Source organism: Pseudomonas sp. RV120224-01b (assembly GCF_003208145.1).
Classification (GTDB): Bacteria; Pseudomonadota; Gammaproteobacteria; order Pseudomonadales; family Pseudomonadaceae; genus Aquipseudomonas; species Aquipseudomonas monteilii.
Genome location: NZ_QKMQ01000008.1, coordinates 174,750 through 185,070 on the forward strand (window position 1 = coordinate 174,750; position 10,321 = coordinate 185,070).

Here is a 10,321-nt window from a genome sequence, read left to right on the forward strand (position 1 = left end):
CAAGCTCACGCCTACAACCATCGTCTGCGCTGACGAAGCGGCACCTGCGTGCCAGACTGATTGATCGGGACCGCGTTATCTTTTTTGCTTCGGAGTCTTCATGTCGTTGTCCAGCGGGCTGATCGCCGTGGTCGCCCTGGCCTATATGGCCGTCATGTTCGCCATCGCCTTCTATGGCGACCGCCGCAGCACGCCGTTGCCGCCGAAACTGCGTGCCTGGGTGTACAGCCTGTCACTGGCCGTGTACTGCACCAGCTGGACCTTCTTCGGTGCGGTCGGCCAGGCTGCCGAACAGCTCTGGGCGTTCCTGCCGATCTACCTGGGCCCTGTATTGCTGCTGATCTTCGCGCCCTGGGTGCTGCAGAAGATGGTGCTGATCAGCAAGCAGCAGAACATCACCTCGATCGCCGACTTCATCGCCGCCCGCTACGGCAAGTCGCAATCCCTGGCGGTAGTGGTGGCGCTGATCTGCCTGGTCGGTGTGCTGCCATACATCGCCTTGCAGCTCAAAGGCATCGTGCTGGGCGTGAACCTGCTGATCGGCGCCAACGCCGATGCCACCGGCACCCGCGTGCAGGACACCGCACTGGTGGTGTCGCTGGTGCTGGCGCTGTTCGCCATTGTGTTCGGTACGCGCAGCCTGGATGTGACCGAACACCACCGCGGCATGGTGTTGGCGATTGCCTTCGAATCGCTGATCAAGCTGCTGGCCTTCCTCGCGGTGGGCATTTTCATCGTCTTCAACCTGTATGACGGCTTCGACGACCTGTTCAGCCAGGCCCGCCAGTCGATCCACTTGCAGGACTATTGGCAGGAGACCATCAACTGGCCATCAATGGTGGTGCAAACCGCCGTGGCGATGATGGCGATCATCTGCCTGCCGCGGCAGTTCCATGTCACCGTGGTAGAGAACATCGAACCCCAGGACATGCGCCTGGCGCGCTGGGTGTTCCCGATGTACCTGGCACTGGCCGCGCTGTTCGTGGTGCCGATTGCCCTGGCCGGGCAGATGTTGCTGCCGGGCACGGTGATTTCCGACTCGTTCGTCATCAGCCTGCCACTGGCCGAGGCGCACCCGAGCCTGGCCCTGTTGGCGTTCATTGGCGGCGCTTCGGCGGCCACCGGCATGGTCATCGTCGAAGCCGTAGCGCTGTCTACCATGGTGTCCAACGACATGCTGCTGCCCTGGCTGCTGCGCCGCAACAACGCCGAGCGGCCGTTCGAGGCGTTCCGCCACTGGATGCTCTCGGTGCGCCGGGTAACCATCGTGGTGATCCTGTTGCTGGCCTACGTCAGCTACCGATTGCTGGGGTCCACCGCGAGCCTTGCGACCATCGGCCAGATCGCCTTCGCCGCCGTGACCCAGCTCACCCCGGCCATGCTTGGTGCGCTGTACTGGAAGCAGGCCAACCGCCGCGGCGTGTTCGCCGGCCTGGCCGCGGGTATCTTCCTGTGGTTCTACACCCTGGTGCTGCCGATTGCCGCCCATAGCCTCGGCTGGTCGCTGCAACTGTTCCCGGGGCTGGCGTGGCTGCACGGCAACCCGCTGAACCTGCCAATCAGCCCGCTGACCCAGGGCGTGGTGTTGTCACTGGCGGGCAACTTCACCCTGTTTGCCTGGGTCTCGGTGCTTTCGCGCACGCGGGTGTCCGAGCACTGGCAGGCCGGCCGCTTCATTGGCCAGCAAACCGCGCGGCCCAGCAGCAAGCCGCTGCTGGCGGTGCAGATCGACGACCTGCTGACCCTCGCCTCGCGCTTTGTGGGTGACGAGCGTGCACGCCAGAGTTTCATCCGCTTCGCCTACCGCCAGGGCAAGGGCTTCAACCCCAACCAGAACGCCGACGGCGACTGGATCGAGCACACTGAACGCCTGCTGGCCGGGGTACTGGGCACCTCGTCGACCCGCGCCGTGGTCAAGGCCGCCATCGAAGGCCGCGACATGCAGCTGGAGGATGTGGTGCGCATCGCCGACGAAGCCAGCGAAGTGCTGCAGTTCAACCGCGCCCTGCTGCAAGGCGCCATCGAGAACATCAACCAGGGCATCAGCGTGGTCGACCAGAACCTGCACCTGGTGGCCTGGAACCGGCGCTACCTGGAGCTGTTCAACTACCCCGACGGCCTGATCAGCGTGGGCCGGCCCATTGCCGACATCATCCGCTACAACGCCGAGCGCGGTCTGTGCGGCCCGGGCGAAGCGCAAGTGCATGTGGCGCGGCGCCTGCACTGGATGCGCCAGGGCCGCGCGCATTCCTCCGAACGGCTGTTCCCCAATGGCCGGGTGATCGAGCTGATCGGCAACCCGATGCCAGGCGGCGGCTTTGTCATGAGCTTCACCGACATCACCCCGTTCCGCGAGGCCGAGCAGGCCCTGCGCGATTCCAACGAAGGTTTGGAGCAAAGGGTGGCAGAGCGCACCCAAGAGCTGTCGCAGCTCAACCAGGCGCTGTCGGAAGCCAAGAGCCATGCCGAAGCGGTGAGCCAGTCCAAGACCCGCTTCCTGGCTGCGGTCAGCCATGACCTGATGCAGCCGCTTAACGCCGCCCGGCTGTTCTCCGCCGCCTTGTCGCAGCAGGCCGAGGGCATGAACGAAGAGGCCCAGCAGTTGGTGCAGCACATGGACAGTTCGCTGCGCTCGGCCGAAGAGCTGATCAGCGACCTGCTGGACATCTCGCGCCTGGAAAACGGCAAGATCACTCCGGATGCCAAGCCCTTTGCCCTCAACGAACTGTTCGACACCCTAGGGGCAGAATTCAAAGTACTGGCGGCCGAGAAAGGCCTGGAGTTCCGCCTGCGTGGCAGCCGCCTGCGGGTGGACAGCGACATGAAGCTGCTGCGGCGGGTACTGCAGAACTTCCTCACCAATGCCCTGCGTTATGGCAAGAGCCCGATCCTGCTGGGCGCGCGCCGCCAGGGCGAACGCCTGTGGCTGGAAGTGTGGGACCGCGGGCCGGGCATTGCCGACGACAAGCTGCAGGTGATCTTCCAGGAGTTCAAACGCCTGGACAGCCACCAGACCCGCGCCGAAAAAGGCCTGGGCCTGGGCCTGGCGATTGCCGACGGCCTGTGCCGGGTGCTGGGGCACCCGCTGGAAGTGCGCTCATGGCCGGGCAAAGGCACGGTGTTCCGGGTCTGCGTGCCGATTGCCCGTCAGCCGGCACCGGCGCCGAGCGCCCCGGTGGAACAGGGTGGCCAACCGCTGGCCGGGCTGCAGGTGCTGTGCGTGGACAACGAAGACAGCATCCTGATCGGCATGAACAGCCTGCTCAGCCGATGGGGTTGCCAGGTATGGACCGCGCGTAACCAGGCCGAATGCGAGGCCCTGCTGGCCAAGGGCATGCGCCCGCACCTGGCATTGGTGGACTACCACCTGGATGACGGCGAGACCGGCATCGGGCTGATGGGCTGGCTACGCGCGCGCCTGGGTGAACCGGTGCCAGGGGTGGTGATCAGTGCCGACGGCAGCAAGGAAACCATCGCCATGGTCCATGCATCAGGCCTGGACTACCTGGCCAAGCCGGTCAAGCCGGCGGCCCTGCGCGCCATGCTCAACCGCCATCTGAGCCTGGTTCAGTAACCGCTGCATCCGGCACCTCGTCGGACAGCGCCCGCTCCAGCAAGTCTGCCGGCAGGCTCTTGCTGGCACGGGCGCCCAGCAGTTTCAGCTGTTCGCTGCGGCTGACCAGGTTGCCGCGCCCTTCACACAATTTGTTGCGGGCAGCGGCATAGGCCTTGTCCACCTGCTGCAGGCGGCTGCCCAGCTCGTCCAGGTCCTGGATGAACAACACGAACTTGTCGTACAGCCAACCGGCGCGCTCGGCAATCTCGCGGGCGTTCTGGCCTTGGCGCTCCTGTTTCCACAGGCTGTCGATTACCCGCAGGGTCGCCAGCAAGGTGGTGGGGCTGACAATCACGATTTGCCGGTCGAATGCTTCCTGGAACAGGTTGGGCTCAGCCTGCAAGGCTGCCGAGAAGGCCGCCTCGATGGGCACGAACAGCAGCACGAAATCCAGGCTGTGCAGGCCTTCGAGGCGATTGTAATCCTTGCTCGACAGGCCTTTGACGTGGCTGCGCAGCGACTGCACGTGCTGCTTGAGCGCGGCCTCGTCGTTGCCGGCGACGAACTGCTGGTACGCCGTGAGGCTGACTTTGGCGTCCACCACCACCTGCTTGTCGCCGGGCAGCATGATCAGCACATCAGGCTGAAAACGCTCGCCGTCGGCACTCTTCAGGCTGACCTGGGTCTGGTACTCGCGGCCCTTTTCCAGGCCCGCATGCTCCAGCACCCGCTCAAGAATCAGCTCACCCCAGTTGCCTTGGGTTTTCTGGCCCTTCAAGGCCTGAGTGAGGTTGGTGGCCTCGTCCGACAAGCGCAGGTTGAGCTGTTGCAGGCGCTCCAGCTCCTTGCCTAGCGAGAAGCGCTCGCGGGCCTCTTGCTGGTAGCTTTCTTCCACGCGCTTTTCGAAGGCATGAATACGCTCCTTGAGCGGGTCGAGCAACTGGCCCAGATGCTGCTGGCTGGTCTGGGCGAAGCGCTGCTCGCGCTCGTCGAAGATCTTGGTGGCCATGTCGGCGAACTGGGCACGCAGGGTATCGCGAGCTTCCTGCAGGTCTTCGAGGCGCTGCTGATGGCTTTCCTGCTGCTCGCGCAGCTCGGCCTCCAGGCGTGCGGTCTGGGCCTCTAGGCGGCGCAGTTCGGCCTCCCGGTTGGCGCGCTCCAGGCTCCAGGCGTGGGCGGCATCGCGGGCATTGTCGCGGTCGACTTGCAACAGTTCCAGCTCACGGCCCTGGGCGGCCAGTTGGGTCTGCTTGACGGTGTTGGCTTCGCTGAGGTCGCTGACTTCGTCGCGGCTGGCCTCCAGCTGCGCTTGCAGGCCAGCCTGTGCCAGCTGGGCGGCGTTGAGGCGTTCTTCAAGCAACGCCTGCTCACCTTGCCGCGCGCCCTGGCGGCGCTGCACCTGCATGACCCACCCCAGGCAAGGTAACGCGCCTGCCACCAAGCCCAGCAGAATGCTGGCCAGATCCACTGTCATGCTTACCCCGAACGATCCTGGATGATTGATGCGCAGCTTATCAGCCCGGCGGGCGTGTTGCCTGTTGCAGCCCGAGTGCTCAGCCCGAGAACCACTGGCGCAGCAACCGCCGCGCCTCCTGTGACCCCTGCCCCGCCGCCAGTTCCAGCCAGTACCGCGCCTGCTCAGGCTCGCTGTGCTGGCACAACCGCGCGTACTCCAGTTGCGCCCGACGATCCCCGGCACGGGCGGCCTGACGCAGCAGTTCATGGCCAATCCGCCGGTCACGGGCATTGCCGCAATCACGGCACAGCATCTGCCCCAGGCGGCTTTGTGCGACCACCACGCCCTGGCGCGCCGGCTGTTTCAGCAGGCGCCCGGCCAAGTGCTTGACCTGGGGCTTGTCACCCAGGCGCGGGCTGTCGAGCAACCACAAGGCAACTTTAAGCGAAAAGCGTTTGGGGGGAGGCGTCGATGCCGCGGGGCTGGCGAGGTGTTTGCTGCGGAACTTCATGAGTAACAGGTTTGGCAACTCGAAAGGCGCGCCACTCTACTCTTTTTTTTCCGCCCCGGCCTGTCGATTTCTGGAGAATTGAAAAAAATTTAAATGATCTTTTCTTGACGTTTTCGAGGGGATGACCAAGCAGTCTGTCGAGGCATGTCGATTGTCGGACAGTTCACGCCTTTGCTAGCACGCCCGTCCTAGAGCAAGCGCTCGGGACAATCCACAGTTCCTGTGGATAACTCGGTGGACAACCCCCTTGCACACCCCGCAAAGCCCCGTGAATTGGGGCTTTGTGTCAAACTGACGATTTTTTCACCAGCTAAAAATAGTGTTTTTTTTCATTGACTTAACCGCGCAGTCAAGGCATTGGCGAGGCTGTCGATGCGTGTTGCCGGGCTGTTACAACCACTGCCCCGAATGTGAACAAGTGCACCATAAACCTCCATTCGAGTGCACGAAATGGGCACATCAGCCTGGATACGGGCCATTTGCCCCCTCTTCACAGCAACGCAAATACGCGCCATACTGCGCGGCTAACCTGAACGAACGTAGTGCTTGCCAAGCGCCTGAATTTCCAGTAAGGTGCGCCTCGTTAGTACCAAGCTGAAAGTCAATTCTGGCCGCAAGCGTCCTTGCAACCCCCTCCTCCCAAGAGTGGCGCTGCTGAAAGCAGGACCGGCCCAATCGATGATTCCCTCGCCAGCCTCAGGCTGCTCAAGCACGAATCACGTGACAGATTGATCAGGATTCCACCCCGACGGCCTAGAACCTTGGCCCCGGCGTGCTGCCTGCCTTCCGAAGTACCTACCAGTCAGCCCAAGCGCCCACCTTTGATTGCGCCCCCTCTGGCTGCCCTGTTCCAGTCAGGTTCGTTCGTCCCTTAATAAAGGCGTCACTGGAACGTTTCTATCATGCACGGATCATAACCCCCGTGTTTAAAGCAGGAACCTCCAACAATATGCATACTCATCATCAAATTCAGGCTGCCATTGGCACCCTCTCCCAGGCCTTCTCGCCGTTGAAGTGCCTTATCGTTGCCCCACGCAAGGGCAGCTTCAGCTTCACCCTGGTAGACGAACACGGCGTCGCCTGCCACACCGAGCGCCTGTACCCTGAACAGTACAGCCGTAGCGAGCCGCTGCAGGCGGTCATTGCCCGTACTCGCCAATCGCTTACCGCGTGAGCGGCGAATACTGCGGTATTCAAGCGCTGAATCTCCCCATCGCCAGTCTGCCTGAACGTTCCCGGCGTAATTGCCTTAGGGCATATAGCCCGGTACGTCAGGCAGCAAACGATTTAAAAACAGCTCTTTACACCACGATTATCACACTACACTTCAACTCGAGCGGTCCTTGCCGCTTCCGGCGGGCCTGATCATTCACCAGCTGCCAAGCTCCAGCGCCCGTCCGGCCCTTATCTGCTCGAGGGCATCATGGGTATCGCGGCGAATGAATTGTGTCAGTATGTGATCCGACCCACCCTGGTCTACCTGAACCGTCACTGCGCCAGCGCCGAGGCCTTGTTGCTGGGCATCGCCGCCAGCCAATCGGCACTCGGGTCCGCTCTGCACGACCGACGTGGGCACGGCCTTTACCGCATTGGCGAACACCGCCATCAGGCGCTCTGGGACGACTACCTGGCCCGTGATCCCGACCTGGCCAGCCTGGTCCGCGGCCTGGCCAGCCAGCACGCCTTCCTTGGCGGGCCGCACCTGGAGCTCACCGTCAACCTGCGCTACTCCACCGCCATTGCCTGGATGCTCGTCGAAGAACAGGCCACAACGCTGCCCGCCGCAGATGACCTGTTGGCGCTGGCACGCATCTGGCGACAGGTATTCAACCCCCAAGGTCGCCTGCGCGACTTCACCTCAGCCTGGCACACCTGCATAGATCAGAGATTGCCACAGGCATCTTAAGACACGTCCTACAACATTACCGGAAAAAAGGGAATTTTGGTCGGATTGTCCTACAAAACCGCTCTATCTTCTGCGATTGAGGCTATGGCGCGGCGCGTGATTTGTTGGTAGCTTTTCGCCCCGGAGATCCCAAGGAGTTTTCTAATAATGAAAAAAGTAATGCTCAAAACCTCCCTCGGCGTAGCCGTTGCTCTTGCTTCCAGCCAACTGCTCGCCAGCGGCTTCGCGCTCAACGAACAGAGCATCAGCAGCATGGGGACAGGTTTCGCGGGACGTTCTTCTTCTGCCGAAGATGCCAGCACCGTGTTTGGCAACCCGGCAGGCATGTCCCGCCTCAAACGCGAACAATTCACCGTGGGCGGCGCTGCCGTCATCGCCAAGTCCGATATCTCGGGCCGGGGCAGCAACCTCGGGGGGGAAACCGATGGTGACATGGTGCCTTTCGTTGGCGTACCGATGGGTTACTACGTCAAGCCGATCGACGACCACTGGAGCGTCGGTTTCGGTGTTTACGTACCCTTCGGCCTGGTAACCGACTACGGCAGCGATGACGCCGCACGCTACTGGGGCAAGAAGAGCCACGTCGAGGTTGTCACCTTCCAGCCGACTGTCAGCTATGCCTTCAACGACAAGGTCTCGATCGGCTTCGGCCCTACCATCAACCGCATCAAGGGTGAGCTGGGCTCAAGCCTGATCAACCCGTTCACGCCTGGCCGTAACGATGGCGAAGTGAAGATCAAGGGCGACGATACCGCCGTTGGCTACAACATCGGCATCCTGGTACAAGCCACCGACCGCACCCGCGTCGGCCTTACCTACCACTCGATGGTCGACTACAAACTCGAAGGCAAGACCCGCGTCAGCACGCCGCTGATCGGGCCATTCAACGGCAACAAGTTCGACGCCAGCCTGAAGATCAAGACGCCCGAGTCTGTCGACCTTTCGGTTACCCATGAGCTGGACGACCAGTGGACCCTGTACGCAGGTAGCACCTGGACCCGCTGGAGCCGCCTGAAAGACATCACCGTGCAGAACGATGTGCCGGCCCCACTGGCAGGTTCGGCGTTCCAGACCATCACCGAAGAACAGAACTGGCATGACACCTGGGCCCACGCCATTGGTGCGTCGTACAAGGTCAACAAGGAGTGGGTACTGCGTACCGGCTTCACCGTCGACCAGTCGCCGACCAACAACCACGACCGCTCGCCACGCATCCCGACCGGCGACCGCAAAGTGTTCAGCCTGGGTGCCGGCTGGAGCCCGAACGACGACATGACCATCGACGTGGCCTATTCCTACCTGTGGGAAGAAGACACCAAGGTCAATCAGGTAAGCGCAACCAAAGGCAGCTACCAGGCCAAGTACGAGAACAGCGCCCACGGTATCGGTGCTTCGCTCACCTACCGCTTCTGATTCGTACGCGCCACACAAAAAACCGCCCTCGTGGCGGTTTTTTCATGCCTGCACCTGCCAACTGTCACCCAGGCACTCGCGCAGATAATCCATGAACACACGTACCTTGGTGGTCATGGCGAAACGGTCAGCCAGGCACAGGTAGATATCCATTGGCTCGGTCTGGGCGTAGGCTTGGCCGTTGTCGCTGTATTCAAACAAGGGCACCAGCGTGCCGGAGGCCAGGTGTGGCCGCACGATGAACTCGGCCAGGCGGGTGATGCCACCGTCGTGCAGGGCCATCTGGGTCAGGGCATCGATGTCATCGCTGATCAATACGCTGCCGAATTCCGCCTCGAAGCGCAGGCCGTCGCGCATGAAGCCCCAACGCAGAAAGCGCCCGTCCACCGGATAGCGAAACACCAGGCAGCGGTGCTCGCGCAGGGCCTCAGGCGTGACGGGTACGCCGGCGCTTTGCAGGTAACCGGGTGAGGCGCAGCAGATGAACGGGATACGGGCAATGTGCCGGGCCATTAGCTGGTCTTCCAGCTGAGGGGCAATCCGCAGGCTCACGTCGACGTCTTCACGGGCATGGTTCACCCGGCGATCAGTCGTTATCAACTCTATCGAAAGCAATGGGTAGCGGGCACTGAAGGCAGGTATCAGCGGCGCCAGCACGTGGCGACCGAAGGCGGAAGTCGAGGCAATGCACAGCCGCCCCTGGGGCTCGCTGTCCGGGGTGGTGACCGCCTGTTCGGCCAGCGCCAGGTCACGCTCGATGTGCTTCACACGCTCGTAATACTGGGCGCCAGCGGGGGTCACAGCCATGCTGCGTGTGGTACGGCTGAGCAGTCGCACCTGCAAGTGGCTCTCCAGCCGAGCCAGGTTCTGGCTGACTGCTGCCGGGCTGAGCCCCAGATTGCGGGCACCAGCGGCAATGCTGCCGGCTTCGACAACCTTGATGAAACTGCGGATGGCGTTGAGCAGGTCCATGTGAGCCCTTGGATTCGTAAGAATCTCTTTATAAAGAACTCAATCCTGCGGGTCTACAGGTGCAGGAGGATGCATTGCTAACCTGCGCCTCCACTCACCTTTCAGGAGTTCGCATGAGCAACCTGTCCCAGTCGCGCAGCCGACGCAAGTTACACCCGGGCGCCACGCCTTACGTTTTCGCCTTTTACATGTCGTCGATCATGGCACTGCTGATGTGCTTCGTGATCACTGCGGCCAATGCCGGAGTTAACCCGGAGTACCTGAGCAATGTGCTGAAGGCCTATCAATTGGCAATGCCGGTGGCGTTTGTATGTGTGTTGATGGTGAGGCCGGTGGTGGTAAGGCTGGTGGCGATTACGGTGCATGCGAATTGAAGTAGCCCGAGAACCAGACGCACTCCCCGCTCTTGACGTTGATCTTGATCTTGATCTTGATCTTGATCTTGATCTTGATCTTGATCTTGATCTTGATCTTGATCTTGATCTTGATCTTGATCTTGATCTTGAT

At 62.0% G+C, this 10,321-nt stretch carries 8 protein-coding genes; 5 read left to right on the forward strand and 3 right to left on the reverse strand.

Annotation, left to right across the window (positions count from 1 at the left end; genetic code table 11):
• Positions 1–100: 100 nt before the first annotated feature.
• Positions 101–3,574, forward strand: a complete 3,474-nt coding sequence (locus N436_RS14770; RefSeq protein WP_105945933.1) for a hybrid sensor histidine kinase/response regulator — start codon at positions 101–103, stop codon at positions 3,572–3,574.
• Here N436_RS14770 and rmuC read toward each other — a convergent pair.
• Both rmuC and N436_RS14780 read right to left on the reverse strand, forming a co-directional pair.
• Complete coding sequence (gene rmuC, locus N436_RS14775) at positions 3,546–4,916, reverse strand: DNA recombination protein RmuC (RefSeq protein WP_164525269.1); 1,371 nt, start codon at positions 4,914–4,916, stop codon at positions 3,546–3,548. The two genes, N436_RS14770 and rmuC, sit on opposite strands and share 29 nt — an antisense overlap.
• Before the next feature lie 193 nt (positions 4,917–5,109).
• On the reverse strand, positions 5,110–5,523 hold the full coding sequence (locus N436_RS14780) for a tetratricopeptide repeat protein (protein WP_060500754.1): 414 nt from the start codon (positions 5,521–5,523) through the stop codon (positions 5,110–5,112).
• A 949-nt stretch (positions 5,524–6,472) separates the two neighbouring features.
• Here N436_RS14780 and N436_RS14785 point away from each other — a divergent pair.
• From N436_RS14785 to N436_RS14795, 3 genes are all read left to right on the forward strand, one after another.
• Positions 6,473–6,697, forward strand: coding sequence for a hypothetical protein (locus N436_RS14785; RefSeq protein ID WP_016715487.1), 225 nt, complete (start codon positions 6,473–6,475; stop codon positions 6,695–6,697).
• 249 nt (positions 6,698–6,946) lie between these two features.
• Positions 6,947–7,429 carry a hypothetical protein gene (locus tag N436_RS14790; protein WP_060500756.1) on the forward strand — a complete coding sequence of 161 codons (483 nt, stop codon included), beginning with the start codon at positions 6,947–6,949 and terminating at the stop codon, positions 7,427–7,429.
• A gap of 147 nt (positions 7,430–7,576) precedes the next feature.
• Positions 7,577–8,842: an OmpP1/FadL family transporter gene (locus tag N436_RS14795; protein WP_016715485.1), complete on the forward strand. Its 1,266-nt coding sequence runs from the start codon at positions 7,577–7,579 to the stop codon at positions 8,840–8,842.
• Positions 8,843–8,884: 42 nt separating this feature from the next.
• On the opposite strand, the gene N436_RS14800 is transcribed toward N436_RS14795, so the two are convergent.
• Positions 8,885–9,814, reverse strand: a complete 930-nt coding sequence (locus N436_RS14800) for a LysR family transcriptional regulator (protein ID WP_110741419.1) — start codon at positions 9,812–9,814, stop codon at positions 8,885–8,887.
• A 113-nt stretch (positions 9,815–9,927) separates the two neighbouring features.
• Here N436_RS14800 and N436_RS14805 point away from each other — a divergent pair, with 113 nt between their 5' ends.
• Complete coding sequence (locus N436_RS14805; RefSeq protein ID WP_060500762.1) at positions 9,928–10,188, forward strand: DUF2798 domain-containing protein; 261 nt, start codon at positions 9,928–9,930, stop codon at positions 10,186–10,188.
• Positions 10,189–10,321: the final 133 nt, after the last annotated feature.

Excerpts from the sequence above, each read along its gene's own strand:
- N436_RS14800 (WP_110741419.1), bottom strand. The coding sequence starts at position 9,814 with ATGGACCTGCTCAACGCCATCCGCAGTTTCATCAAGGTTGTCGAAGCC.
- N436_RS14780 (WP_060500754.1), bottom strand. The coding sequence starts at position 5,523 with ATGAAGTTCCGCAGCAAACACCTCGCCAGCCCCGCGGCATCGACGCCT.
- N436_RS14790 (WP_060500756.1), top strand. The coding sequence starts at position 6,947 with ATGGGTATCGCGGCGAATGAATTGTGTCAGTATGTGATCCGACCCACC.
- N436_RS14785 (WP_016715487.1), top strand. The coding sequence starts at position 6,473 with ATGCATACTCATCATCAAATTCAGGCTGCCATTGGCACCCTCTCCCAG.
- N436_RS14770 (WP_105945933.1), top strand. The coding sequence starts at position 101 with ATGTCGTTGTCCAGCGGGCTGATCGCCGTGGTCGCCCTGGCCTATATG.
- N436_RS14795 (WP_016715485.1), top strand. The coding sequence starts at position 7,577 with ATGAAAAAAGTAATGCTCAAAACCTCCCTCGGCGTAGCCGTTGCTCTT.
- N436_RS14805 (WP_060500762.1), top strand. The coding sequence starts at position 9,928 with ATGAGCAACCTGTCCCAGTCGCGCAGCCGACGCAAGTTACACCCGGGC.